The 26,678-nt window shown below is 46.6% G+C and carries 21 protein-coding genes; 6 read left to right on the top strand and 15 right to left on the bottom strand.

The features are described from left to right. Positions 1-26: 26 nt before the first annotated feature. Positions 27-2,087 carry a sodium-translocating pyrophosphatase gene (locus CBI30_RS02685; protein ID WP_088526793.1) on the bottom strand — a complete coding sequence of 687 codons (2,061 nt, stop codon included), beginning with the start codon at positions 2,085-2,087 and terminating at the stop codon, positions 27-29. A 170-nt stretch (positions 2,088-2,257) separates the two neighbouring features. On the opposite strand from CBI30_RS02685, the gene ppa reads away from it, so the two are divergent. The 3 genes from ppa to glnK are packed head-to-tail and all read left to right on the top strand — an operon-like array spanning position 2,258 to position 4,831. Further along, entirely contained in the window at positions 2,258-2,797 is a 540-nt protein-coding gene (gene ppa, locus CBI30_RS02690; protein WP_088526794.1) for an inorganic diphosphatase, read from the top strand. Positions 2,798-2,821: 24 nt separating this feature from the next. Beyond that, positions 2,822-4,441, top strand: a complete 1,620-nt coding sequence (locus CBI30_RS02695) for an NAD+ synthase (protein ID WP_088526967.1) — start codon at positions 2,822-2,824, stop codon at positions 4,439-4,441. 51 nt (positions 4,442-4,492) lie between these two features. Further along, the gene (gene glnK / locus CBI30_RS02700) at positions 4,493-4,831 is read left to right on the top strand and encodes a P-II family nitrogen regulator (RefSeq protein ID WP_088526795.1); all 339 of its coding nucleotides are present in this window, start codon (positions 4,493-4,495) and stop codon (positions 4,829-4,831) included. 34 nt (positions 4,832-4,865) lie between these two features. Here the strand turns inward: glnK and CBI30_RS02705 are convergent, their stop codons facing one another. Then, on the bottom strand, positions 4,866-5,849 hold the full coding sequence (locus CBI30_RS02705; protein ID WP_088526796.1) for a helix-turn-helix transcriptional regulator: 984 nt from the start codon (positions 5,847-5,849) through the stop codon (positions 4,866-4,868). Positions 5,850-5,930: 81 nt separating this feature from the next. Next, positions 5,931-6,557, bottom strand: coding sequence for a response regulator transcription factor (locus CBI30_RS02710; protein WP_088526797.1), 627 nt, complete (start codon positions 6,555-6,557; stop codon positions 5,931-5,933). Positions 6,558-6,787: 230 nt separating this feature from the next. Here CBI30_RS02710 and ilvD point away from each other — a divergent pair, with 230 nt between their 5' ends. Continuing rightward, positions 6,788-8,476: a dihydroxy-acid dehydratase gene (ilvD, locus tag CBI30_RS02715; RefSeq protein ID WP_088526798.1), complete on the top strand. Its 1,689-nt coding sequence runs from the start codon at positions 6,788-6,790 to the stop codon at positions 8,474-8,476. Between the two features lie 95 nt (positions 8,477-8,571). On the opposite strand, the gene CBI30_RS02720 is transcribed toward ilvD, so the two are convergent. The 11 genes from CBI30_RS02720 to CBI30_RS02770 form a co-directional block, all read right to left on the bottom strand. After that, complete coding sequence (locus CBI30_RS02720; RefSeq protein WP_088526799.1) at positions 8,572-9,048, bottom strand: copper chaperone PCu(A)C; 477 nt, start codon at positions 9,046-9,048, stop codon at positions 8,572-8,574. Positions 9,049-9,464: 416 nt separating this feature from the next. Beyond that, positions 9,465-9,833 (bottom strand): DsrE family protein, encoded by a 369-nt coding sequence (locus CBI30_RS02725; protein ID WP_206075539.1) that lies wholly within the window; start codon positions 9,831-9,833, stop codon positions 9,465-9,467. A 117-nt stretch (positions 9,834-9,950) separates the two neighbouring features. Continuing rightward, positions 9,951-10,421 carry a TlpA family protein disulfide reductase gene (locus CBI30_RS02730; RefSeq protein WP_088526801.1) on the bottom strand — a complete coding sequence of 157 codons (471 nt, stop codon included), beginning with the start codon at positions 10,419-10,421 and terminating at the stop codon, positions 9,951-9,953. Beyond that, the gene (locus tag CBI30_RS02735; protein WP_088526802.1) at positions 10,418-11,623 is read right to left on the bottom strand and encodes a sialidase family protein; all 1,206 of its coding nucleotides are present in this window, start codon (positions 11,621-11,623) and stop codon (positions 10,418-10,420) included. Before CBI30_RS02735 ends, CBI30_RS02730 begins: the two co-directional genes overlap by 4 nt. 53 nt (positions 11,624-11,676) lie before the next feature. Continuing rightward, positions 11,677-13,869: a TonB-dependent receptor gene (locus CBI30_RS02740; RefSeq protein WP_088526803.1), complete on the bottom strand. Its 2,193-nt coding sequence runs from the start codon at positions 13,867-13,869 to the stop codon at positions 11,677-11,679. A gap of 67 nt (positions 13,870-13,936) precedes the next feature. After that, positions 13,937-14,311 carry a DUF2946 family protein gene (locus CBI30_RS02745; protein ID WP_088526804.1) on the bottom strand — a complete coding sequence of 125 codons (375 nt, stop codon included), beginning with the start codon at positions 14,309-14,311 and terminating at the stop codon, positions 13,937-13,939. A gap of 107 nt (positions 14,312-14,418) precedes the next feature. Then, positions 14,419-15,918, bottom strand: a complete 1,500-nt coding sequence (locus CBI30_RS02750) for a tripartite tricarboxylate transporter permease (RefSeq protein WP_088526805.1) — start codon at positions 15,916-15,918, stop codon at positions 14,419-14,421. A gap of 41 nt (positions 15,919-15,959) precedes the next feature. After that, positions 15,960-16,487 (bottom strand): tripartite tricarboxylate transporter TctB family protein, encoded by a 528-nt coding sequence (locus CBI30_RS02755; RefSeq protein WP_088526806.1) that lies wholly within the window; start codon positions 16,485-16,487, stop codon positions 15,960-15,962. Between the two features lie 113 nt (positions 16,488-16,600). Next, positions 16,601-17,605 carry a Bug family tripartite tricarboxylate transporter substrate binding protein gene (locus tag CBI30_RS02760; RefSeq protein WP_088526807.1) on the bottom strand — a complete coding sequence of 335 codons (1,005 nt, stop codon included), beginning with the start codon at positions 17,603-17,605 and terminating at the stop codon, positions 16,601-16,603. A gap of 189 nt (positions 17,606-17,794) precedes the next feature. Continuing rightward, a complete protein-coding gene (locus tag CBI30_RS02765; RefSeq protein WP_088526808.1) occupies positions 17,795-18,271 on the bottom strand; it encodes a cyanophycin metabolism-associated DUF1854 family protein in 477 nt (158 codons plus the stop codon). After that, positions 18,268-20,607, bottom strand: coding sequence for a cyanophycin metabolism-associated ABC transporter (locus tag CBI30_RS02770; RefSeq protein WP_088526809.1), 2,340 nt, complete (start codon positions 20,605-20,607; stop codon positions 18,268-18,270). Before CBI30_RS02770 ends, CBI30_RS02765 begins: the two co-directional genes overlap by 4 nt. Positions 20,608-20,816: 209 nt before the next feature. On the opposite strand from CBI30_RS02770, the gene CBI30_RS02775 reads away from it, so the two are divergent. Together CBI30_RS02775 and cphA are read left to right on the top strand one after the other, a co-directional pair. Beyond that, positions 20,817-23,009, top strand: coding sequence for a cyanophycin synthetase (locus CBI30_RS02775; RefSeq protein ID WP_088526810.1), 2,193 nt, complete (start codon positions 20,817-20,819; stop codon positions 23,007-23,009). Continuing rightward, positions 23,010-25,580: a cyanophycin synthetase gene (gene cphA / locus CBI30_RS02780; protein ID WP_088526811.1), complete on the top strand. Its 2,571-nt coding sequence runs from the start codon at positions 23,010-23,012 to the stop codon at positions 25,578-25,580. A gap of 83 nt (positions 25,581-25,663) precedes the next feature. Here the strand turns inward: cphA and CBI30_RS02785 are convergent, their stop codons facing one another. After that, positions 25,664-26,674 (bottom strand): class 1 fructose-bisphosphatase, encoded by a 1,011-nt coding sequence (locus CBI30_RS02785; protein WP_088526812.1) that lies wholly within the window; start codon positions 26,672-26,674, stop codon positions 25,664-25,666. Positions 26,675-26,678 lie beyond the last annotated feature (4 nt).

The following is a 26,678-nucleotide window of genomic DNA, read 5'->3' on the forward strand; positions in this document are numbered from 1 at the left end:
ATTTGTCTATATTTAATTTTTAGTTACTAGCGACTCACCACCGGCAATAGCGGCACAATCAACAGCGCCACGATGTTAATGATTTTGATGAGTGGGTTCACTGCAGGGCCGGCTGTATCTTTATAGGGATCACCTACAGTGTCACCAGTAACAGCAGCTTTGTGCGCCTCAGACCCTTTGCCGCCGAAATTACCCTCTTCAATATATTTCTTGGCGTTATCCCAAGCACCGCCACCAGTACACATAGAAATAGCAACAAACAAACCAGTCACAATCGTGCCCATCAGCAAGCCACCCAAAGCGGCAGGCCCTAGCAAGAGACCTACTGCGATAGGTGCTACTACCGGTAAAAGTGAAGGGACAATCATTTCCTTAATTGCAGCTGAAGTCAGCATATCTACTGCCTTGCCGTACTCGGGTTTTGCAGTGCCTTCCATAATTCCCGGAATGTCGCGGAACTGACGGCGAACCTCTTCAACCACTGCACCAGCACAACGTCCAACCGCTTCCATTGCCATCGCGCCAAACAAATACGGAATCATGCCGCCAATAAACAGGCCGATGATCACCATATGGTTTGACAGATCAAACGATACTTGTTGGCCAATGGCTTCTAGGGCGTGGGTGTAATCAGCAAACAATACCAAGGCAGCCAAACCTGCTGAACCAATTGCATAGCCCTTAGTGACTGCTTTAGTGGTGTTACCAACTGCATCTAGTGGATCCGTAATATCACGCACCGATTGGGGTAAGCCAGCCATCTCTGCAATACCACCAGCATTATCGGTAATAGGGCCGTAGGCATCGAGTGCCACCACAATTCCAGCCATTGACAGCATTGCGGTAGCAGCAATCGCGATACCATAAATACCAGCCAGCCAATAAGCCGCGTATATCGCAGCGCACACAAACAGTACGGGATAGGCAGTCGACTTCATTGAAATGCCTAAGCCTGCAATGATGTTAGTGCCATGACCTTTGGTAGAAGCCTCAGCAATGTGTTGCACTGGTTTAAATTGAGTGCCCGTGTAGTACTCTGTGATCCACACTAGGCCAGCAGTCAGCACTAAACCAACTACAGTAGATCCAAACAAGCGCCACTGACTGCCTGGAATGCCCAGAGCATCGTCAGGCATGATGAAATTAGTCACAAAATAGAACGCAACTAAAGAAATGCCTCCGGCCACAATCAACCCTTTGTACAGCGCAGGCATGACATTCCTCATACCTGGTGTTGCCTTAACAAATGAACAGCCAACTATCGAGGCAATGATCGAAACCCCACCCAGCACAAGCGGGTAGACAATCGCAGCCACTGGCGCAGCAGACACCATCAACGCACCTAAAACCATCGTTGCAATAAGTGTCACTGCATAAGTTTCAAATAAGTCAGCCGCCATACCAGCACAGTCGCCAACGTTATCGCCAACGTTATCAGCAATCACTGCTGGATTACGTGGATCATCCTCCGGAATACCTGCCTCCACCTTTCCAACTAAGTCCGCACCAACGTCAGCACCTTTAGTGAAGATTCCACCGCCTAATCGCGCGAAGATTGAAATCAAAGAGGAGCCGAATGCTAACCCGATCAAGGGATGCAAAACTGATGAGAGGTCTTTCCCCGCGCCAACCGATACCAGGAACATAAAGAATAGGCCAACACCAAGTAAGCCAAGACCTACTACCAACATACCCGTAATAGCGCCACCTTTAAATGCCACATTGAGGGCTTCATTCATCCCCTTGGTAGCGGCTTGTGCAGTTCGTACATTGGCCCGTACCGAAACATTCATGCCAATAAAGCCGCAGGCCCCTGAAAGTACCGAACCAATGACAAAGCCCATAGCTGTCGCAAAATCTAAAAATAGGGCTATCAAGATAGTGAGGACTACGCCAACAATGGCAATCGTCTTATATTGGCGTGATAAATAAGCGGCGGCGCCCTGCTGAATCGCCTCGGCAATCTCTTGCATCTTCGCATTGCCGGTACTTTGCTTCAGTATCCATCCGCGCATCACAAAACCATAAATCACGGCCAGAACACCGCACGCCAGAGAAAAATACAAGCCTAATGTGACATTACTCATGCTTGAACCCCTTAAAAATTAGATCTAAATTGTTTTTATCTAACACCTATGCCAGCCCACTTCTGAAAGCGATAAACTACAGCCTATAAGTTTTATTAGTATGTAGCAGAATTACTACCCCAGTTCCCTTATAAGATCAGGGTATTTACCAATCATCTTCCGGAGTATGTATGAGTCTCGACAACGTCAAACCAGGTAAAAAAATCCCTGAAAGCTTTAATGTCATCATTGAAATCCCAATGAATGCAGATCCAATCAAATATGAAGTGGACAAGGAAAGTGGCGCCATTTTTGTTGACCGCTTTATGGGCACTGCAATGCATTACCCATGTAACTATGGTTACATCAATAAAACCATTGCTGGAGATGGTGACCCTGTTGACGTTCTTGTAATTACTCCATTCCCATTAATTCCTGGCGTAGTTGTCAGTTGCCGTGCAATTGGGGTGTTGATGATGGAAGATGAAGGCGGGCAAGATGCCAAGCTATTAGCTGTTCCTGAAGATAAGATTTTGCCTATCTACACTCACTGGCAAAAACCAGAAGACATTAACCCATTGCGTTTGAATCAAATCCAACACTTCTTCGAGCACTACAAAGATCTCGAGCCAGGCAAGTGGGTAAAAGTCCAAGGTTGGGGTGGTGTTGCTGATGCGCATAAAGAAATTCTTGAAGGTATTGAGGCCTACAACAAAGCGCATCAAAGTTAATTCATATTCATTTTGTTATCCGGAGTGAGCTCGCAAAAAATCGCCTTAGCGCAAATCAACCCTCTTCTGGGTGATTTGCCTGGCAACGCGCAGCTCATTTCTCAAGCCGCCGCAGATGCTTATGCACAAGGCGCCACCCTTGTTCTCACGCCAGAGCTCTCGCTCACCGGCTACCCCCCAGAAGACTTACTCTTGCGCCCTGCTTTTATTGAGGCTGCAGAACGCGAGCTCAGTTGTTTAATACTCGAGCTCCAGAAATTTCCGGGACTCACTGTCATCGTTGGTCACCCGAAAAAGACGAGCGCCGGATTGCATAACTATGCCTCGGTTATTCGAGATGGCAAGGTCCTCGCTGGATATGCCAAACAAGAATTGCCTAATCATGAAGTATTTGATGAGGTACGTTATTTCACACCAGGCAATGAATCTTGCGTCTTTGAAAGTGCCGGCATCCGATACGGGCTGATTCTTTGCGAAGATGCGTGGCACGCAGGCCCTGCAAAAAAAGCTCATGCGGCTGGCGCTCAAATTCTGTTGGCGCTCAATGCTTCGCCTTATCACCTCCAAAAAGAAACCTTGCGCATTGAAGTTCTACGTAAGCATATTGCGATCACCAAAATGCCTTTGGTCTACGTCAACGCCGTTGGCGGGCAAGATGAGTTGGTATTTGATGGCGGATCCTTTGCCCTAAATAATGTAGGTGAAGTAGTCATGGCGATGCCCCAGTTCAAAGCTGGCCTTGGCTTTGTAAACATCAATGCATCTGGTGATTTAGATCAAGGGTTGATAACTCCACCTGTCAGCGTGGAAGCTCAGGCCTATCAGGCGCTCGTTTTAGGTGTGCGGGACTACGTTCAAAAGAATCGCTTTCCTGGGGTCATTATTGGCCTCTCTGGAGGTGTTGACTCTGCATTGGTGCTGGCGATCGCAGTAGATGCCTTAGGCGCTGATAAAGTGCGTACCGTCATGATGGCCTCTCGCTATACCGCCGATATCTCTTGGATTGACGCCCGAGAAATGGCGAAGAATCTAAACGTTCAATATGATGAAATCCCGATCAGTGAACCCGTTGATGCTTTAGAGCATGCCCTAGCCGAGCAATTTAAGGGCTTTGAGCTGGACGCTACCGAAGAAAATATTCAAGCTAGGGTGCGTGGCACCCTCTTAATGGCACTGTCTAACAAAACTGGCCGACTCGTCCTAACTACCGGAAATAAGAGTGAAATGGCTGTGGGCTACTGCACCTTGTATGGGGATATGGCTGGTGGCTTTGCCGTCATTAAAGATATTGCAAAGACCTTGGTCTATCGCTTGTGCGCTTACCGTAATAGCCTCGCCCCCATTATTCCGGAGCGAATTCTGACACGTGCGCCTTCCGCTGAATTACGCCCCGATCAGACTGATCAAGATAGCTTGCCATCCTATGAAGTATTGGATGGCATTGTGGAGCGTTATATGGAGCAAAACCAATCCATCGCACAAATGATTGCTGCTGGGTTTGATCCTGAGAGCGTTGAAAAAGTCACCCGGCTAATTAAACTCAATGAGTACAAACGTCGCCAAGCACCTCCTGGCGTGCGCGTGACCACGCGAGCCTTTGGGCGCGACTGGCGCTACCCTATTACCTCTCAATTTAGAGCGTAACCGGGTATTTGCCTTCACTTCTAGGTATGATTACCGTATTAAGGGGAATATATGAAGCTAATTACATCCATTATTAAACCGTTCAAACTTGACGAAGTTCGTGAAGCCTTAGCAGAAGTAGGCGTTGCTGGTCTTACCGTTACGGAAGTAAAAGGTTTTGGTCGCCAAAAAGGTCATACCGAGCTATACCGTGGTGCCGAGTATGTAGTCGACTTTTTGCCAAAAGTAAAAGTAGAGGTTGTTGTTGCTGATGACCGCGTTGAAGCGGCAATAGAGGCAATTACCAAAGCCGCTCGTACGGGCAAGATTGGTGATGGCAAGATTTTTGTTAGCCCGATTGAACAAGCTATTCGTATTCGCACTGGCGAAACTAACGACTCAGCGGTGTAAAAACCACTACCAGATAACGCTAGCTCCCTCGGAGTTAGCGTAACTGAGAATCCGTCCGATCTGCGGGCGGAGTGAATACCTCAGAAGCTTCTAAAATTAGTGTTTTGGAATTGGGATTTGATGGGCGCACTTTTGCGCCCTGGAAAAATACATCCACCTGATTCAAGCCAGCAGTCAGCACTTTGAACGGTGGCTTTCCATAAAAGGATGCCCCCACTCCAGGCTCAAGCAGTTTATTTTGGATCTTACCGGAAGCATCAATCACACAAACAATCTGCTTGGATTTAGCCTGCACATAAACTATATCCGCTGCCTTACGAGGCGCCTCTGGCTTGTAACTAATAATGCCCTCCTCAACAGGGCAAGCACCAGAAGAATCTGCTACAGCCACTGGGATAACCGCCGCCGCGACTGAAGCGACTGCAGGGGCTGGTTCCGCAGGGGTGTCTACCGGGGCAGGGGTTGGTTCAATAATTTCTTCTTTTACAACAACGATTTCTTCTGGCTTATCTGCGAAAAATAGTGGGCGTAAGTTAATTACCGCGAACACCAATGCGGCAAGCACACTCAACCAAAGGAATAACTTCTTTGATGAAGCGGGCCTTGAACTTGTCGAACCTCCGGGAAAGGGAGCTTTTTTTGATGTAACTTTTTTAGACGCTATATTTTTGACCGGATTCTCTTTTGCCTCTTCAATAGCTAATTCCAGTACCGAGGTCTCCTCCACCGATTCGTTTACTGCTGGCACTTCTTTTGTTGCAGATGTTTTTAATGGAGTCACTACCAACTCAAAGGCATCCCCATCACTTAATTCCAAAATTTTTGCCACTTTTTTAGCAGCCGTCAATTTATTCTGGGCGCCGTAGAAAGAGCTAGACTCACCATTCTCAATTTGCTCTATTTGGCGATGAGATAAACATGCCATTCCGCCGAGGTCTTTCGTGCTGAGGCCACGCTTTTCTCGAGCCCTAGCAAAGGCTTCTTTAAAAATAATGGGAAGCTTAGAATTTGTATTCACAAAAGCACTTTATGTGATTGATGTTTCAAAAATATGACCCATCTTAGTACCTATGTACTAAGAGTGGAATTAGCCCAACAGCTAGTTATTTTGAATATTTTCAAGGTTAGATTCAAGGTACTTTACAACTAATGCTTGAACTGATTCCACATTCATCTTATCCATGATTCTCGCTTTATGCACCTTAATCGTAGCGTCAGTCGTACCCAACTTGATGGCAATGTCTTTATTTAGCAATCCCGTGACCAGCCAATAACAAACTTCCTTCTCTCTAGGCGTTAAGGAGGCATAGTCCTTCTTAGTCTCCACTTCCTTCGAAAGGCGCTTGAGTTGGCGCCTATCAAACTCCAGAGCATCGGCCACAGCCTTGAGTAAATCCTCCAAATTGAAGGGTTTAAAGAGGAAATCTACGGCGCCCTGTTTCAGGCTTTTCACAATCTGATGGGGATGACTCTGCCCGCTCACAAACACAATTGGAGTTTTACGACCGAATTGCAGCAATTTTTCTTGCAAATCCAGCCCCGACATATCCGGCATCTGCATATCCAATAGGATCACTGCCGGCGCTACTGGCAGAGAATGCTCCAAAAATGTCGCTGCAGAGGAAAAATCCTCGACGATATAGCCAACATCTTTCAACATCCTGCACAAAGAGGTGCGCATCGACTCGTCGTCGTCAATTAGATAGATGTGGCCAACTTTAGTCATTGAATATAAAAGAAAAAGGTAATAGATAAAGCAATGTACTGCAGCTAGTTTTAGAAGGATATTAGCTCTCAAGCTAATAATAGAAGTCAATCAGCAAATACAATAGAAAAATCTGTTTGTTGCGCTGCATCAGTGAATTACAGAAAAGGTGGCATAAACCCCTGCATTCCCTGTTGTCTCACGGCACAATAGAGCTTTTCGACAAATTCTTTTCTGGAGTCAATATCAGCATGAAACGCCTCAATGAACGCTCGCGCAATGTCACCGAAGGAGTTGCTCGCGCTCCCAATCGCTCAATGTATTACGCGATGGGCTACGAAGAGAAGGATTTCGTCAAGCCAATGGTTGGCGTGGCAAATGGTCACTCCACGATTACCCCTTGCAACAGCGGCTTACAAAAGTTAGCCGATGCAGCAGTAACAGCCCTAGAAGAAGCCGGTGCAAAAGCGCAAATGTTTGGTACGCCTACAGTTTCAGATGGCATCGGCATGGGTACCGAGGGCATGAAATACTCCCTCATCTCCCGCGAAGTGATTGCTGACAGTATTGAAACTTGCGTTAACGGTTTATGGCAAGACGGTGTAGTCGTCATCGGCGGTTGCGATAAAAACATGCCAGGCGGCATGATGGCGATGGCCCGTACCAATGTACCCAGCATTTATGTTTATGGTGGAACCATTAAGCCAGGCCGCTACAAAGGTAAGGATCTGAATATTGTTTCTGCTTTTGAAGCCGTTGGTGAATTTACCTCGGGACGCATGACTGAAGTGGACCTTAAAGGTGTAGAGCAACACGCTTGTCCAGGCAGTGGCTCCTGTGGCGGCATGTATACCGCCAATACCATGAGCTCCTCGTTTGAGGCGCTTGGCATGAGCCTGCCCTACTCTTCCACCATGGCCAATGAAGATGCCGAGAAAGTCACCAGCGCGCATGAATCAGCCATAGTTTTGGTTGAGGCCATCAAGAACAATTTACGTCCACGCGACATCATCACTAAAAAATCCATTGAGAACGCGGTGAGTGTCATCATGGCAGTTGGCGGCTCCACGAATGCTGTACTCCATTACCTAGCGATTACCAGCGCTGCTGAGATTGATTGGACAATTGATGATTTTGAGCGTATTCGTAAGCGCGTTCCTGTCATGGTGGATATGAAACCCTCTGGCCAATATTTAGCGACTGACCTGCATCAAGCTGGCGGCATTCCGCAAGTCATGAAGATTTTGCTCGATGGCGGACTCTTGCATGGCGATTGCATGACCATCACCGGCAAAACCATTGCTGAAACATTGAAAGATGTTCCATCGGTACCGCGCGCCGATCAGAATGTCATCCGCACTCTAGATAACCCACTGTACAAGCAAGGTCACTTAGCCATTCTTAAAGGCAATATCTCTCCTGAGGGTTGCGTTGCCAAGATTACCGGCCTCAAGAACCCATCTATTACTGGCCCTGCCCGTGTATTTGATTCTGAGGATGATGCAATGGCTGCCATCATGGCGCAAAAGATCAAAGACGGCGACGTCATGGTCATTCGTTATGAGGGCCCTAAAGGCGGTCCTGGTATGCGTGAGATGCTTGCCCCTACCTCCGCCCTAGTGGGTCAGGGTTTAGGCGAGACAGTAGGCCTGATTACTGATGGACGCTTCTCTGGCGGCACCTGGGGAATGGTGGTTGGTCACGTGGCTCCTGAGGCATTCGTTGGCGGTGTGATTGCCCTCATTCATGAAGGTGACTCCGTCACGATTGATGCGCATAAACTTCTCATTCAACTCAATGTGAGCGATGAAGAAATTGCTAAACGTCGTGCTGCTTGGGTACAACCTAAGCCACGCTACACCCGTGGCTTATTGGCTAAGTACGCTTATCTGGCAAGTAGCGCAAGTAAAGGCGCGGTAACGGATCTGAACTTAGAGTAAGAGCAGTAAGTAATAAAAGCAAAGCCCCTAAGTGCAGATTGAGCTGACCTAGGGGCTTTTTTACTACCGAAGACTATTTGCAGTTCAAGTACGACTTAGCGCTTCATCGCGCCACCTTGAGCGCCCATCGCATTGACTGGAAACTTCACTTCAACCTCACCCGCTTTAGCAAACTTGAGTTTGACGGGAATGGTTTCACCGGCAACTAAAGGCGCCTTAATGTTCATGAACATCAAATGCATGCCGCCTGGTTTTAATTCAACAGCACCACCGGCAGGAACTGGAATATCTTTAACTTGACGCATTTTCATGACATTACCTTCCATTGCCATCTCATGCAGTTGCACTTCACCAGCAGCTGGAGAGCTTGCTGATACCAATAAATCTACTACGCCCTTGTTTTCCACTTTCATAAAACCACCCGCAGCCATTTGGCCGGGAACGGTTGCACGAGTGTAGGCATTCTCAATTTGCAAGGGGCCTACTTTGGCATTTTGTGCCTGCGCCAAACCAGCCACACCAAAACCTACTACTGAAACTAATAACGCTTTTAATAGAGTATTACTTTTCATTTGCACATCCTCCTAGTTAACTTTAAATCCCAAGATATCTCTCGAGTTTTTTCAAATTGTTGCTGCTCATTCACGTCGATAAAAAATCCGATCGGCACTTCTTTGGCGGAAGTCCTTGAAACCAAATCTCGACCTGTTGACTCACTGCGAACCAGCTTGGTCCAAATCGTATTAAATTCATGGGACTGAGCCTTGCCACCCCAACTTCTCCAAAATAACAACTAGTTACCGACAATCGTAATCTTCTCGTAATCTAATGCATCTCGTCTGCAGACATATAGGGCATCGTTAATGCCAAAATTTCAATAGCCGTAAAGATGATCCCCATCCACACTCCAATCAATAAAAAAGTTCCACCTGTTAGGGCTGAAAGAGCAATTTCTTTACATCAGCCAGACTTTTATACCTTTACTGCACTACCAGCTCATGGTCTTTGTGCCATCTTTAAATAAGGCCTCTCCGGTAATTTTTGGACCACCTAACTTGACTCCGGATATGAGATCGGACTCCGTATAACCCGCCTGCTTTAAGCACATAGGGCACATAATAACTAGGGCTCCAGCAGAAATTACTTCAGATAAGGCTTGTTGCTGTTCGGCATGCTTTGAGGCTCCCGTCTTGACGCCTAGCATCACCGCCTTGTCATTCAGGAAAATGGTTAGTGGGTGACCGCTGGCTGAATGGTGCTTGCCAAAATTAATTGCCATCGTAGAACGATTCAAGTCATCAGTTGAAAGATTGATGAATAAAGGATCGTTCGGTCCTGAGATAGCTGACAAGGACATTACAGCAAGCGAAGAAATAAATAGTGATTTTAGTAATCTCAATATCATGGCGTTACCCCCTTTAGATGCATCTGTTAATTTGTTTCATAAATTGTTATTGAAATAAGGGGTTAGAGCCTACGACCGAAACCATATCTGTAGCTGAGAAAAGTTTATGGGGCCCGTTTTTCTATTCGTCTGACCTTTTCTATTCACCAAAATAGTGATGGGAGTTTCCCCGCGCCATTTGGGATCAATCTCATAACGTAAGCGCTCGTCAAATGGGCTGCTTACATAATAATTATTAGCGTTATCAAGCTTTGCTTTAGAGAGCATCTTCTTGATCATCTCTGGCGAAACATCATCAACCTGAATAAAAATAATCTTCAAGTTTTTATTCTTCTCTACGAACGTTCCCCACTGCGGCATTTCTTTTACACAGGCAGGGCACGTCACCCCCCAGAAGTGAATGGCTATTGGATCACCATTCGCAGATTGGATAATTGAAGACCAGTCGCCTTGTTGATATGGCTTCAGATTCATTGGATCGGCATATGCTAAATGACATACCGTCATAAAAATGGCTATTGCTAATACGATTCTTTTCATTTCGGTGAACCTATTTTAATGAATTGATAGCCATCAACGCGTGTTAACCAAGACAGAAAAACTGCATTACCCTGACTAATTAATAAAGGGTGATCAGAGTAGCCAGATGTTTCAGATATAGCCTGAGGTGCTGACCAAGTGCCGCCATCATCCATGGATTGTTTAAAGTACACAGTGGAAGACTTGCCATTAAATTCTTTCCATACTAGGTAGACCGTATTCCCTACAGCCAAAAGATACGGTCTAGATACATTGGCGCCATCAGCACCAATCCTGGTGGGCTTCGCATAACTACGCCCCTGATTGCTTGAGTTTGCATAAAAAACACCAGAACGGGTTTCACCCTGAGTAAACCAAGCTACATGAATTTTTCCCGAACTAGAAACAGCAATTGAGGGACCATGATGCGGACAGGCATCCGTCTTCCACTGGTCATCAGAAACCCGTCTAATAGGTTCAGCCCCTCTAGAAGTAATAATCTGCGTAGCATGATCCCGTATGCCACCTGGGAAGATGGCCCTATAGATAATCACAGGGTCATATGCTGCATCCAGAGCAGCTCCTATACGACAGCACTCACAACTGCTCTCATTAGCAATACGCTCACCCCGAAAGGTTCGGCCTTGATCACTAGAAAATGAATAGGCAATTGAACCTCCTAATTTTTTTACACTACCCCGTTTGGCCGCCGCAACTAAGCGTTTATCAATCCAAGCTATAAAGATGGATCCATCTGGCCTGATTAAGACAGAGGGAAAGCGCTGACTAGAACTATCTTGGATGAGTGATTCTGGAGTAGTAAAAGTAGCGCCTCCATCAACTGAACGAGCCGTATTGATTTGTGCATTCCAGTTGGAATCCTTAAAAAAGGCATAGGCCAAAAAAACTTTCCCCTGGGAATCAGAAACAATTTGAGGGCGGGCATCACTTCCAGCATCTAGCGACTTACCGTGCTCTGCAATTTTTACAGCCGTAGAAAAGGTTTTTCCTAAATCATCAGATTGCGCCACCGAAACTACTCCACCCCCCGTCCAAGCGAGCAACAATTTCCCACTCCCCGTTAAGAATGGAGTGGCAGCATTGGAGCAATCTAAGCCTGAGCCCTGACATGCGACCGACGGCTTCACAGGTGCACCCACCACAGAATGAGATGAATGATCCATTTGAGCCCATACATTGCTAAAAAAACCTAAGAGACTCATAAAGAGCGCCTTGATTAAGGCTTGGCGATAGGAGAGTTTATATATGCTAGTCATTAGAAGATGATGCGTGTACCCACGGAAATAGCTTGAGGCATACCGTTTGTATAACTAGATGCACTAGAACCAGTGCCGAAGGTAATATATTGACGATTAAACAAGTTTACTGCTGATGCATAAACTGTAGCATTAGGAGTGACCTCATAGTTAGCGCGCAAGCCTACTACCGCATAAGCAGCAACCGGTAGGGTGTTAGAGGTATTCATCCAAGAGCTACCAACGTAACGCACTGTTGCAGTTAAGCTCGCTTTTGGAACAGGGTAGTATGTCAGCCCTCCTCCTAGAATATTCTGCGGAACACCACCAAGTTGCTTGTTAGTTGGATCGCTAGTAGCGCTCATTGTTAATTTAGTACTTGTGAAGGCGTAATTTGCATCAGTAGCCCATTGAGAATTAATGTCGTGATGGAATTGAAATTCAATGCCCTGACTGAGTAAATTCTGGTTATTGGTATAGTAACTAATACTTTTCGAATTACAAATACCTACATTCCCCGTACCAGCGAGAGGATTTCCTGTTGCACCGCATAAACTTTGTGCCAATGCGATATCGCTAGCACTCCTAGAAGAAAGGCTATAGCTAGCAACTGCATTCTGGATATAGTTATTAAAAGCGGTTAACTGGGCAAAGCCACCTTTCCAGCGATAGTCTGTGCCTACCTCATAACCAGTCATAGTTTCCGGTGTCAGGTTTGCATTGGCAAAACTATAACCACTTGAAGAACCATATGATCGTAATGTGTTGTTCATGCCCGGCGCATGAAAGGCTTGATACGCCGCAGATCTTAAATCCCAGTCTTTTGAAAGTTTATATAACAGTCCTAGTGTTGGGCTCAATTGAGTCTTGCTTTGGTTGGGGATATTTTGGTAAGCAGGGTTTGCCCCATTAGCCCCAGCGTTATAACTTGTCGGGGTTTGACTATTCCACTGATCAATTCGTGCAGCAAGTGTAGTTTCTAGAGGGAAAGATTCGGCCTTTGATTTAAGTTGGCCCATCAGACCATAAAAAGTTTGCTGACCTTGCCCATAATTAACGGCGGCTACTGCGCCATTAGTATTTAAGTTATTTGTTTGATTGGAACCTGCAACATTTCTAGCATCTACGGCTACAACATACTGGTCAATTAAGCCACGAACCTCCTCGGTATATTGAGCAGAGGCACCAACGGTACTATATGGGTCTTTGTAATTAGCATTGATGTATGGATAATTTTTTGGATTTGACCCCGTAGCTGATGTAGTTGAACCATTTTGCTTATTAAACCCAGTCTTTTCATAAAAGAAATTGACGTCTACCTTAGCCTTATCACTCAGCCTTGTTGTAGCGCCACCGGCAACGTCAGTTTCCTGGGTTATGTTGGTCGCAAATGCATACCCAGAAGATAAATCTGACATGGTGTGATAACCGACACGAAAAAATCCATTGGTTTCTGGGCTAGCTTTAAAATAGCCTTGCAGTCTCATATTTGAGTTGTGCGAGCTAGCATCACCTTGCCCATTTTTAATATTGTTTGCTGGAGCAGGAGAAATCGTAGCAATATTTTGATACCCATCGGTACTAAAATAATCAGCAGACAAACGAAGTTGAAGGGCGTCCGAAGCAATCAGATCTTTAGATGCAGCAATATTTCCAGTGCCAAATGCACCGATGCTGGCAGAGACTTCTTCCTGACTATTGCTGGGGGTTTTAGTTTTGATATTAATCACACCGCCCATGCCATAGTTGCCCCACAAACTAGATACTCCACCGCGTATAAATTCAACAGAATCAATCGAGGACATGGGAACTAGATTCCACTGCACCGTGCCATAAAAGGCATCGTTTGCAGGAAGACCATCAATCAATACCAAGGTTCGAGCATTGCCTAGACCACGCACGTTGATGCTTTGCCCAGTTGGGTCTTTTTGATAGTAAGGGGTGTCATTCAAAATAACGCCAGGGACGTTCTTCAAAACCTGATCAATGGTTTGATCTGGGGATGACTCCAACACTTCTTTAGTCAAAATGGTTGTGTTTAGAGGGATCTCATCCAAGGGCGTTCCAGAACGCGTTGCACTCACTGTCACGCTTTTTAACTTCTGATCGTAATCAGGTGGTGGCGCAATTTGAGCTTGTGCACTAACGCCAATTAATAGTGACCCAAATATCATACCAATGCATGCGCTAATTTTCTTTTGCTTGAATAACATCTACTTCTCCACACACTAATACGGCAACGTATTGCCAATACATAGCTAGGCTATGTCCTAAAAAGAATTAGGCTTGTATAGGAGGTGCTGCTGAAGGGGGTGTTACCCAAACAGCAAGTGGCTTGGGTGATTGATAGAAAAGCTGAGGCAGCAAAGCAAGTGTTTGCGGTGCTTGAAATGTGAGGCTGGTATTGAATGATGGGGTAATGCTGCTATGGGCAACGCAGTATGGGCAAGGTTGTGTGGATTTCGACTCGTTCGCCTGCTCATCACCCTGCACCTGAATTTGCGCCTTACTACCATCAACTGAGCAGATCTCCATGGCAAAACCTTGGCCATGCTTTGCCAGCGATACCGCTTGAGAAACTGCCGGCGCAAGCGCACTTATTGCGATTGCTAGAGCAGCAATCCAGTGAATGAGGCGGTTTTTACGGAAATTCATGGCTCACTGATTCTATCGGAATTTTGACGACCGAGCGTTTTCCCGATTTGAGCAAGAAAAAAAAGGGGGCTTGCGCCCCCTTCTATGCCGTACATGAAACCTCAAGCTTATGCAGCAGCAACTTTCTTCTTGCCTATCAACTTACCAACGAGTGGCCAGAAGAGCAATACCAAAGCCAGAGTAGTAATAGCAGCTACTAAGTAGTTTGAGAAGAACACATCTACGCTACCTTGAGATATCAGCATGGACTGACGGAAAGAGTCTTCCGCTCGATCGCCTAAGACCAAGGCCAAGACCATCGGGGCCATTGGGTAGTCCAGTTTCTTGAAGACGTATCCAACCACACCAAAGCCCATCATCAACCAAACGTCAAATGAAGCGTTATGGACCGTATATGCACCTACCGCACAAATCACAATAATGACGGGGGCAATGATTGAGAACGGAATTCTCAAGATGGAGGCAAACAATGGAACGCATGTTAATACAACAAACAAGCCTGCCAAGTTACCTAGATACATACTAGCGATCAAGCCCCAAACGAAATCTGGCTTCTCAACGAAGAGTAATGGTCCTGGTTGCAAGCCCCAGATCAACAAGCCACCAAGCAATACAGCAGCTGTTGGTGATCCTGGAATACCTAAAGACAACATAGGCAGTAAGGCAGCGGTACCAGCAGCATGAGCCGCTGTTTCTGGAGCAATAATACCCTCCATCTCGCCTTTACCGAAGTTTTCGCTATTCTTAGATACGCGTTTAGCAACACCATAAGACATGAATGAAGCTGGTGTAGCGCCGCCTGGGGTAATGCCCATCCAGCAACCAATCAAGCAACTACGTAATGAAGTGGCCCAGTACTTAGGTAATTTTGCCCAAGTCTCGAGAACGACCTGACGACGAATCTTCGCAGCAGCACCATGGAAAGCCAAGCCCTCTTCCATTGAGAGCAGAATTTCACCAATACCAAACAAACCAATCACTGCGATCAAGAAATCAAAGCCGCGCATCAGTTCATGGCTGCCATAAGTCAAGCGCAATTGCCCAGTAACCGTATCCATACCAACCGTTGCCAGCGCAAAGCCCAACATCATCGCAGAAATTGTTTTAAATGGAGAGCCCTTATTCATACCCACAAAACTACAGAAGGTCAGCAGGTAGACCGAGAAGAACTCTGGCGGTCCAAATTGCAAAGCAAACTTCGCAACCAATGGAGCCAAGAAGGTAATCATCACAATCGCAAAGAACGCACCAACAAAAGATGATGTGAACGCTGCAGTCAATGCTTCACCAGCTTTACCATTACGAGCCATTGGATAACCATCAAAGGTTGTCGCAACAGACCAAGGTTCGCCTGGAATATTAAAGAGTACAGATGTAATCGCCCCGCCGAATAATGCACCCCAGTAAATACAGGAGAGCATGATGATCGCGGAGGTTGGCGGCATTGTGAAGGTCAATGGCAACAGAATCGCAATTCCGTTAGCGCCACCTAGACCTGGCAATACACCAATGATCACACCAAGAGTGACACCAACCAGCATCAATAGCAGGTTAAAGGGTGTCATTGCAACGGCAAAGCCGCCGAATAGGGCACTAATTTCTTCCAACTTGTACTCCTTCTTTTCTAATCTTTTTTAGTTATATTTTTTTAATTCACGCCGATAAATTCGAGCGGGTTAATCCATGAGCCATGTGGCAATGGAACCTGAAACCAGTACTCGAACATCAGGTATAGGGATGCACTCACCCCAACCGCTACAGCAATTGCTTTCCATGCTGGGTACTTACCAAGCCAGACCATGAAGATCGCAATGTAGATCACGGAAGATACGTAGATGCCGATCAACTGAACACCCAACACAAATACAATTGCCGGCAACAATACGGCCATCACCTGCTTGAATGGCTCTTTATCAACAAAGGATTCTGTTTTCTTTTTCTTATTAACAATCGCGGATTGATAGAGCGTGATTGAGCTAGAAAGGATGATGATCAAGCTGATATAAAACGGAAAGTAACCCGCTTCTGGGCCATCACTGCCCCAACTAGCGCCCAACTTAATACTGCCAGTCATTACCACTAAACCTAAAGCGATAAACAAGAGGGAGGTGATGATATCCATCATTCTGACGCTGATTACTGAGTCTTGATTTGAATTATTTGTTTGTTCAGACATGTGCTTCGATCACTAATGAAATGGTTAATGAATACTGCTTCACTTAAATTACTCTGTTGCTTACTCTCAAAAAATAGGACCTCCCCATGGAGGCCCTTTTTTAGACCATGCAATTACTTAGCCAAGAAGCCTGCTTCAGCCATCAACTGCTTATGCAATGCTTCATTCAGAGTTAGCCAATTGCTAAATTCCTTACCAGTCATGAACGTTTGATTGAATGCACCATCAGCCATGAACTTCTTCCACTCTGGCGTTGCGCGCACTTTTTTGAACAATTCGACATAAAAATCTACTTGCTCTTGAGTAACGCCTGGCGCCATGAAAATACCGCGCAACATCACGTAGTCAGTTGGTACGCCCACCTCTTTACAAGTAGGAACGTCATTCCAAGATTGGGTATCAGTAATCTTTTCCTTGTATGGCATACGTGTGTCATCAAATACGCACAAAGCACGTAACTTATTTGCACGCCACTGAGCAACCGCTTCGATTGGATTATTTACAGAAGAATCAATATGGTTACCCACGAGCTGAACAGCAACGTCGCCACCCCCTTTGAACGGGATATAGGTGAACTTAGCACCAGTCGCTTTTTCAAGGGCAACGGTAATGATTTGATCTTCCTGCTTAGAACCAGTACCACCCATTTTGAATTTACCTGGGCCAGCTGCTTTAGCGGCGTCAATATATTCTTTGGCTGTTTTATATGGCTTATCAGCGTTATCCCACAATACAAATTGGTCTAAAGCCAACATCGCTACTGGAGTAATGTCCTTCCAGTTGAAAGGAACGCCAGTTGCCAATGGAGTGGTAAATAAGTTTGAAAGCGTGATGACGATCTTATTAGGATCGCCTTTGGCTTCTTTCATTGCCAAGAAGCCTTCAGCACCAGCACCAGCAGACTTATTGACTGGAATGATGGCCTGCTTCATCAGGTTATTTTTAGTAATGATGCCTTGAATCATCCGTGCCATTTGGTCAGCACCGCCGCCAGGACCGGCAGGAATGATGAACTCAACTGGCTTGTTTGGTTCCCAAGCAGCAAAAGCAGGTGAAACACCAGCAACACCGAGGGCTAATGCGGTGGAAATCAATGCCCCTTTTAACTTCATCTTCATGAATGCTCCTCCAAAATTTGGTATGCCAATATTACTTTGGCTTCTCTTTGTTATGTGAAGATTTTTATACAATTTGAGGCATGAACTCTTGATTACCATCAATAATTGTCAAATGGGTTGTTAGGGGTAACGCTAGCTAATTAGTACTAACCCTAGTATAAATTTGGCACAGCTAGCTGGAATGCGTTTCTAGCGGAATCGATCCAAAAGCTTCTTACTAACTTTATCCAATTGAGTGGAGTCTTTGATCAAAAATTGTAGGCCGTTGGAATCTGCAATGAGCAGCGTATTGCCAGCAATGCGGCGGATATCTTCCTCACCTTTCAGGCGAATTCTGGTCGGCCCACGATCAGTTTCAATATCCCAAATGCTGGGGGTAGCGAAAGTGGAGACTTTGATAATTTTTTCAATGACGGGCATAAACTCACGCGCAGCCATCTCCTCCTCGATGAGGCCTAACTCAGCCTCCGGAATTGCACCAACATCATCAAACCAGCACAACTCTTTACCTGATTGATCTATCAATGAAATCCCGGCACCAGGCGCAGTAATCGGAAAAGCCCTGACGGGATAGACCCCCACATTGCGGTTGCCACCAGCATCGATCAGCACTAGGCGGCCCAGCGAATCTCGCTCAAGCATGTGTGGCTTTTGATAAGGACTCATATACTCCCTCCCGTCTGCTTCGCTATCACCTCTAAGTGCTCTTCTTCGCCCTCTGCAAGACTTTCTCCAATAGCACCACCCTCAACCAATTCTGCGGCGTGGCGAAGTTGCGCTTGATACAAGACGTAGTAGGCACCCTGCGCATCCATCAACGCATCATGCGAACCAATCTCGACGATCTCACCTTTATCGAGCACTACTAAGCGATCTGCTTTTCTGAGAGTGGAGAGGCGATGGGCAATCGCAATGGTGGTTCGACCTTTAACTAAGTTATCCAAGGCTCGCTGAATTTCTTTTTCAGTTGTAGTGTCGACTGAAGAAGTGGCTTCATCCAAAATCAGAATGCTTGGGTTAATCAGCAATGCACGTGCAATCGAAATCCGTTGACGCTCACCACCAGAAAGAGATTGACCACGCTCACCTACCAATGAGTCATAACCTAGCGGTAAGCGGAGAATAAATTCATGGGCATGAGCAGCACGCGCTGCTTCAATAATTTCTTCACGACTTGCATCGGGTTTGCCATAGGCAATATTTTCAGAAATGGTGCCAAAGAATAAAAATGGCTCCTGCAGAACCAGGCCAATTCGCTTGCGATAGTCAGCAATTCCAATGCTACGAATGTCACGTCCATCTAAAGCGATCGAGCCAGCGCTCACATCATAGAAGCGACAAATCAGATTTACCAAAGTACTCTTACCAGAGCCGCTGTGACCAACCAATCCAATCATTTCTCCAGGAGCAATATCTAGATCAATTCCTTTAGATACTGCGCGGTTACCGTAGCGGAAACCCACGCCCCGCAAGGAGATTCGCCCATTGACTCGACCCAAAGGGGCTGGATTAATCGGCTCAGGCACGCTCGAAACGTGATCCAGAATATCAAAGATGCGTTTCGCGCCGGCAGCCGCTTTTTGAGTATGCGAAACAATGCGACTCATTGAATCTAGGCGGATATAAAACCGTCCAATATAAGCAAGGAAGGCAATCAACACACCTACCGTCACCTTTTGATGGGCGACTTGCCAAATGCCAAAACCCCAAACCACCAAGAGGCCAGTTTCAGTCAAGAGTGTGACAGTCGGCGAGAACAATCCCCATACACGATTGACGCGATCATTAATTTGTAAATTGTGTTTGTTGGAATCGACAAAACGCTTTAACTCACGGTCTTCTTGAGCAAATGCCTTGACCACGCGAATACCCGGAATGGTATCTGCCAAGATATTAGTAACCTCAGACCAGATACGATCAATCTTCTCAAAACCAAAGCGGAGTTTGTCGCGCACAACATGGATCATCCAGACAATGAATGGCAAAGGTGCGAGCGTTACTAAGGCCAATAAGGGGTCGATCGACACCAGGATAGCTGCAGTCATGGTGATCATCAGCACATCGGTTGCAAAGTCTAAGGCGTAGAGCGATAAAAATACGCAAATGCGATCTGTCTCAGCGCCGATACGTGCAATTAAGTCACCCGTTCTTTTGCCGCCAAAATACTCCAAAGAAAGTTTGAGTAAATGCTCAAAGGTGGTGTTGCGCAAATCTGCGCCAATACGCTCACTCACCAAAGCAAGGAGGTAGGTTTTCCACCAGCCCAAGCCCCAAGCTACGATAGCCGCTGCAAATAAGGCTAATAAGTATTTGCTCGCCAAATCAAAATCTATGGGATTCCCTTTTTCGTAAGGAATCAACACGTGATCCATGATCGGCATCGTGAGATAGGGCGGAATCAGGGTTGCACCCGTTGACAGTAAGGTCAGGAAAAAACCCAGTAAAAGCTCTTTTTTGTAGGGGCGAGCGAAACGCCACAACTTAAATAAAGTCCAGGTAGAAGGAGGAGCATCCTCCTCGGGATCACAAGTCGGACAAGCATCCGAATTCGCAGGCTTAGGGCTCAAACAGACAGGGCATACCTGCTTGTCATACTCCGATACCTCATGACTTGACTGCCCCACCTGATCGCCACGCATCAAGTGCTTAAAGCTGTTCTGTAAACGCAAGATTTGAGGATTTACTGCTAAGGTGAAGTACCAAAGCCTGAGTAGACTAGTCTCAGATTCCAGCTTGAGATGGCCTACGCCAGCATGATCACCGTGTAGAAGTTGTGCCCCAGAACTCATTGGCCAAAATTCCGAGCGACCACCATCAACCCAAATCAACCCAGATGGAATCAAGCAAAGCAGGCTTTTTTCAAAGCGCATTTCTCCATCAAGATCCAACTCAACCCAGGCCAGTATTGAGTCAAGGTCTTCAATGGAATGCTGCGACCCCCTTAAAACACTGATCCAATGACTTGGCGGAGGTGGTGCGGATGGGGAAATTTCTGGCTTCATTAGTCCTAAAAGTATAGTGGAGCTAGATTTTTTAGATTCAATAACTCTGTCAACTTTAGTCGATAGAAAGCCGTTAAATTAGCTATATAGGCTTTTTTATGTATTTTTGCCATTTTTGTGGATTTTAATAATTACTAAAACTAGAGAGACAGTCTGAGTCGCCCCTGCCCTCATCTTCTGAAGTGGCGCCAAGACTACCCATTCCACATATGCCCCAATTATTAGATAAAACCATTGAGATCCTCAGCGTCAAGCATCTTCGCGGCCCCAACATGTGGACTTACCATCCCGTTATTGAAGTGTGGCTCGATATTGGCGATTTGGAGGATTACCCCTCCAACCTGATTCCTGGGTTTTATGAGCGTTTAGTCAAAGCACTTCCAAGCCTCCAAGAACACCGTTGCAGCTATGGCGAAGCTGGTGGATTTTTAAAGCGAGTTGAAGAAGGTACTTGGCCCGCTCATATCCTCGAGCACCTTACCCTTGAGTTACAAAATTTAGCCGGCATTCCAGGTGGATTTGGTAAGGCGCGCGACGGCGATCGTCGTGGCGTTTATAAAGTTATGGTGAGCGCCATCAATGAAGAGGTCACACTAACTGCACTCAAATATGCTCGCGACTTATATCTTGCTTTAGCGCAAGACAATAAAGATCCAGTTGCCTTGGTTAAGACCATCATTGAAGAACTACGAGATCTTGGTGATGACCTATTGCTAGGGCCTAGCACTGCTTGCATTGTGAATGCTGCTGAAGAACGCGGCATCCCCTCCATTCGTTTATCTGAGGGCAACTTAGTGCAGCTAGGTTACGGCGCGAACCAACGTCGAATCTGGACGGCTGAAACTGATCAAACTAGTGCTATCGCCGAGACAATCTCTCGCGATAAAGATCTCACGAAGAGCCTGCTTTCTAGCGCAGGTGTTCCAACTCCGGAGGGTCGCACAGTGACCAGCCCGGATGACGCTTGGGAAGCAGCCCAAGATATCGGCCTCCCAGTAGTTGTTAAACCAATTGATGGAAACCATGGTCGCGGTGTTTTTATTAATCTCTACACCCAACAAGAAATTGAAGCTGCCTATGCAGTAGCGATTGACGAAGGCAGCGAAGTGTTAGTAGAGCGCCACATCATCGGTGACGAACATCGTTTATTGGTGGTGGGCAATAAAGTAGTTGCGGCCGCTAAGGGTGAAACAGTTTGGATTACGGGTGACGGAAAACATACCGTTTTGGAACTAATCCAAATTCAAATTAACTCAGATCCACGTCGTGGCAAAACTGAAGAGTGCCCACTCAATCCAGTGCGTATTGACTCTGCAGTCGAGTTAGAGCTGGCGCGTCAGAAATTAACTGGTGTCAGTATTCCAAGCGTTGATCAAAAGGTACTCATTCAAAGTAATGGCAATGTAGCCTTTGATGTCACTGACTTAGTGCACCCAGAAGTAGCCAGTCAAGTTGCATTGGCTGCTCGCGTAGTAGGACTAGAGATCGCTGGCGTTGATCTAGTTGCACAAGACATTAGCAGGCCCCTAGAAGAACAAAATGCCGCCATTGTGGAAGTGAATGCTGGCCCTGGCTTATTGATGCACTTAAAACCAGCAAGCGGCAAGCCTCAGCCTGTAGGTAAAGAAATTGCCAATCACCTCTTCCCGCCAGGAACCGATTTCCGCATCCCGGTAGTGGGTATCTGTGGTGCTCGTGGCAAAACCCCTGTTGCCGAAATGATTGCGCATTTTTTGCGACTCACCAATTTGTATGTAGGTCTTTCTTGCAGCAAAGGATTATTTTTTGGTCATCGCTCAATCCAAAAGAGCAATGCCGCGAATTGGGAAAACGCCCGTCGCACTTTATTAAATCGCGCAGTTCAAGCGGCCGTCATCGAAAATAACAATCTATCAATGTTGATAGAAGGTTTGGCTTATGACCGCTGCCAAGTAGGCGTTGTGTTAAACGTAGATCCGACAGCCAATTTCCCTCAATACGCTATTTATGATGAAGACCAAGTCTTTAGTATTATGAGAACGCAAGTCGATGTTGTATTACCTACTGGGGTTGCCGTCCTCAACGCAGACGACCCTATGGTTGTCAACATGGCGGAGCTTTGTGATGGCGAAGTCATCTTCTTTACCCAAGATTCCTCATCATCGATTGCACAAGAGCACTTAAAAAATGGTGGTCGCATTGTCATTATTGGCAATCAGCAAATCATCCTGAAATCAAACAAGCATGATCAAAAGAGCATTCCCGTGCCGCGCCATTTCGAGCCAAATGCTAGCGCGCCATGGAGGCCCATGAACCTAGGTGCCGCCATTGCTGCAGCCTGGGCTTTAGATATTCCGTTCAACGTTATTGAGGCTGGTGCTGAAACTTTTGTTTCTGACGCCAGCGTTCCAGCAGGGGCTTAATTGGAAATCACCCGTATTCGTATGTTGCGCGGCCCAAATTTATGGAGCCGCCATACCTCCCTAGAGGCAATTGTTTCTTGCGAAGATTCTGAGCGCTCAATCGATTCGATTCCCCAATTTGAAACCAAGATTCGTGAACGCTTCCCTCAACTCGGAAGCATGCGTCGCGGTGGTCATAATGAAGTCCTGTCATTAGCGCATGCACTAGAACACGCTGCACTAGGTCTTCAGTCTCAAGCGGGCTGTCCGGTCACCTTTAGTCGCACAGTACAGACGATTGAAGTGGGTGTCTACCAAGTTGTAGCCGAGTACACCGAAGAAGTTGTAGGACGCATGGCTTTTGACTTTGCATTTGCGCTCATTCAAGCAACCCTCAATGACGCACCATTTGATCTTGCCGCCGCCCTCTCAGAATTAGAAGCCCTGTATGAAGATGTGCGCTTAGGGCCAAGTACCGGCTCAATTGTGGATGCCGCTGTTCAAAGAAATATTCCCTATCGACGCATGACCGAAGGTAGCATGGTGCAGTTTGGCTGGGGTAGCAAACAAAAACGGATTCAAGCGGCCGAGACTAGTGACACCAGTGCAATTGCAGAGGCGATTGCACAAGACAAAGAACTCACCAAGAATTTATTAGCAGCTGCAGGGGTATCCGTTCCGATTGGTGAAGTGGTCACTACTGCTGATGATGCATGGCGCGCAGCCCAAAATATTGGCGGACCGATCGTGCTTAAGCCAAAAGATGGCAATCAAGGCAAAGGGGTAGTTGCCAATATCCAATCTGAAGCTGAGGTTCGTGCTGGTTTTGTTGTCACCCAAGCCTTTGGTCGCGAAACCATTGTGGAACGTTACCTACCTGGCGCCGACTATCGTTTACTTGTTGTAGGTAATCGGCTTTCAGCAGCAGCACGTCGCGAGCCCGCTCAGGTCGTTGGCGATGGAAAAAATACTGTGGCTCAATTAGTTGAACTAGAGAATAAGAATCCATTGCGTGGTGATGGTCACGCTACTGCATTAACAAAGATTCGTTTTGATGAAATTGCGCTTGCCCATTTAGCCGGCAATAATCTCAGCCCGCAATACGTACCCAAAACAGGTGAACGTGTTCTTTTGCGCAATAACGCTAACCTGAGTACCGGGGGCACGGCAACCGATGTAACCGACGATGTTCATCCTGACGTTGCGGCCAGTGCTATTGCTGCCGCACAAATGATTGGACTGGACATCGCTGGGGTAGATATTTTGTGTGAAGCAATCTATAAGCCCTTAGAGATGCAAGGTGGTGGCATTGTTGAAGTCAATGCAGCACCAGGCTTACGTATGCATCTCAAACCCTCCTACGGTAAGAGTCGACCCGTTGGCGAAGATATCGTCAATATGATCTACCCGCTTGGTGAGGATGGCCGTATCCCCGTGGTTGCAGTGACTGGGACTAATGGAAAAACAACCACCGTGCGACTCATCTCTCATTTACTCAATGAGACTGGTTTACGTGTTGGCATGACTACTACGGATGGCGTCTACATCAACCATCGCCTCATCGACTCTGGCGACTGCAGTGGACCCAAGAGCGCTCGCAATGTGCTCATGCACCCTGACGTCGATGCCGCCGTTTTAGAGACGGCCCGGGGCGGTATGCTGCGCGAAGGCTTGGGCTTTGATCGCTGTGAAGTTGCAGTTGTTACTAATATCGGGGAAGGTGACCACTTAGGGCTGAACTACATCACTAGCGTTGAGGATTTAGCTATTCTGAAGCGAGTTATTGTGCAAAACGTTGCCCCAACAGGCGCCGCAGTACTCAATGCCGCAGATCCAATTGTGGTCAAAATGGGTGACGTCTGTACCGGTCGAGTTATTTTCTTTGCGCAGAACCAACATCATCCTGTAGTTGCAGCACATCGTGCCAAGAACAAAAAAGTGATTTACTTTGATGGCACTTATATCGTTTGCTCTAAAGGATCACGCGTACTCTTCCGCTTCCCTGTTAGCGAAATTCCATTGACTCAAAATGGCGTTTTAGGATTCCAAGTAGAAAATGCGATGGCCTCTATTGGTGCGGCCTGGGCTTTAGGTTTAGATGCCGACAAGATTGCGCGCGGACTACATTCATTCGAGAGCTCCGCCAACGCTGTGCCTGGACGGTTTAATCAGTTCCAGCATAAAGGCGCCACCGTGATTGCCGACTATGGCCACAACCCAGATGCCATGCGAGCCCTAGCTAGCGCAATTACTGCTATGAAACCCAAGAAAAGCCACGTCGTCATTAGTGGTGCCGGCGATCGTCGCGATGAAGATATTCGTGATCTCACGCGCATCCTAGGTAATAACTTTGATAATGTCATCCTCTATCAAGACCAATGTCAACGCGGCCGCGAAGATGGTGAAGTATTGAAGCTACTTCAAGAGGGGTTGGTAGGCACGAGCAAAGCTAAGCAAGTAAAAGAGATCACTGGTGAATTTTTGGCCATCGATACTGCACTCAATGATTTATCTGCTGGTGATATCTGCCTCATCCTCATTGACCAGGTAGAGGAATCACTTGCCTACCTTAAAGAGAAAGTTCAGCCTTAAGAAATAATTTAGGGTTTAAAGCCTTATAAGTAAAAAGCCCAATCAGTGATTGGGCTTTTTTCTTTGCTACATTATTTCAATATTTAGGCTTGTGAGTGATAGCGCTGTAGACGCTCTATTTCTTCCTTAGACCCCAGCATCACGGAGACGCGCTCATGGAGCTCAGTAGGAATCATATCCATGATGAGTTGATCGCCATTAGTGGATGCACCACCGGCCTGCTCCACTAGGAAACTCATCGGATTAGCTTCATACATTAAACGTAACTTGCCAGGCTTATGCGGCTCACGCTGATCCCACGGGTACATAAAGATACCGCCACGTGACAGCACACGGTGCACATCAGCCACCATGGAAGCAATCCAGCGCATATTGAAATCTTTATCGCGCTCGCCACTGACGCCAGCTAAGCACTCATCTACATAACGACGCACAGGCTCAGCCCAGTGACGCATATTAGACATATTGATGGCAAACTCTTTAGTGGAATGGGCAATCTCTACTGCGTGCTTGATTAAAACAAATTCGCCGGTCACTTTATTCAAAGTAAACATCACCACGCCATCGCCCAGCGTTAAAGCCATCGTTGTTTGCGGGCCATACACCACATAGCCTGCCGCAACTTGATGACGTCCTGATAACAAGAAATCAGCAGTTTGCAATGGTGCCAATGGATCTTGTTTCTTGAGCACAGAAAAAATAGTGCCGATGGAGACGTTCACATCGATATTGGATGATCCATCCAGCGGATCAAACAGCAACAAGTAATCGCCAGTACCCTGAACCGGGAGCGGCAATTCCATCTCTTCAGAAGCTAGGCCAGCCAAAGATTTACATCCCTGAACACCGTCAATTAATAAGTCATTAGCAATCACGTCTAGCTTTTGCTGCACTTCACCCTGGACGTTGCCAGTGCCAGCAGAACCTAATAAGCCAATCAAGGCACCCTGTGCCACTTCATGACTCAAAGTTGAGCAGGTATCAGCAACCGCCAATAAAAGGTCTTGTAGGCCAGGAGGGATAGCGACACCCTTTACCTTGGCGGAGGCTAAATATTGCTTGAAATTAGTATTAAAAGTACTTGAAGCAGTCAAAAGG

It is taken from the genome of Polynucleobacter aenigmaticus (genome assembly GCF_002206635.1).
GTDB classification, from domain to species: Bacteria; Pseudomonadota; Gammaproteobacteria; order Burkholderiales; family Burkholderiaceae; genus Polynucleobacter; species Polynucleobacter aenigmaticus.

Bases quoted from the DNA above. Each gene is read 5' to 3' on its own strand.
- CBI30_RS02685 (WP_088526793.1), bottom strand. From the start codon at position 2,087: ATGAGTAATGTCACATTAGGCTTGTATTTTTCTCTGGCGTGCGGTGTT.
- ppa (WP_088526794.1), top strand. From the start codon at position 2,258: ATGAGTCTCGACAACGTCAAACCAGGTAAAAAAATCCCTGAAAGCTTT.
- glnK (WP_088526795.1), top strand. From the start codon at position 4,493: ATGAAGCTAATTACATCCATTATTAAACCGTTCAAACTTGACGAAGTT.
- CBI30_RS02710 (WP_088526797.1), bottom strand. From the start codon at position 6,557: ATGACTAAAGTTGGCCACATCTATCTAATTGACGACGACGAGTCGATG.
- ilvD (WP_088526798.1), top strand. From the start codon at position 6,788: ATGAAACGCCTCAATGAACGCTCGCGCAATGTCACCGAAGGAGTTGCT.
- CBI30_RS02720 (WP_088526799.1), bottom strand. From the start codon at position 9,048: ATGAAAAGTAATACTCTATTAAAAGCGTTATTAGTTTCAGTAGTAGGT.
- CBI30_RS02725 (WP_206075539.1), bottom strand. From the start codon at position 9,833: ATGTCCTTGTCAGCTATCTCAGGACCGAACGATCCTTTATTCATCAAT.
- CBI30_RS02730 (WP_088526801.1), bottom strand. From the start codon at position 10,421: ATGAAAAGAATCGTATTAGCAATAGCCATTTTTATGACGGTATGTCAT.
- CBI30_RS02735 (WP_088526802.1), bottom strand. From the start codon at position 11,623: ATGAGTCTCTTAGGTTTTTTTAGCAATGTATGGGCTCAAATGGATCAT.
- CBI30_RS02740 (WP_088526803.1), bottom strand. From the start codon at position 13,869: ATGTTATTCAAGCAAAAGAAAATTAGCGCATGCATTGGTATGATATTT.
- CBI30_RS02745 (WP_088526804.1), bottom strand. From the start codon at position 14,311: ATGAATTTCCGTAAAAACCGCCTCATTCACTGGATTGCTGCTCTAGCA.
- CBI30_RS02755 (WP_088526806.1), bottom strand. From the start codon at position 16,487: ATGTCTGAACAAACAAATAATTCAAATCAAGACTCAGTAATCAGCGTC.
- CBI30_RS02760 (WP_088526807.1), bottom strand. From the start codon at position 17,605: ATGAAGATGAAGTTAAAAGGGGCATTGATTTCCACCGCATTAGCCCTC.
- CBI30_RS02765 (WP_088526808.1), bottom strand. From the start codon at position 18,271: ATGAGTCCTTATCAAAAGCCACACATGCTTGAGCGAGATTCGCTGGGC.
- CBI30_RS02770 (WP_088526809.1), bottom strand. From the start codon at position 20,607: ATGAAGCCAGAAATTTCCCCATCCGCACCACCTCCGCCAAGTCATTGG.
- CBI30_RS02775 (WP_088526810.1), top strand. From the start codon at position 20,817: ATGCCCCAATTATTAGATAAAACCATTGAGATCCTCAGCGTCAAGCAT.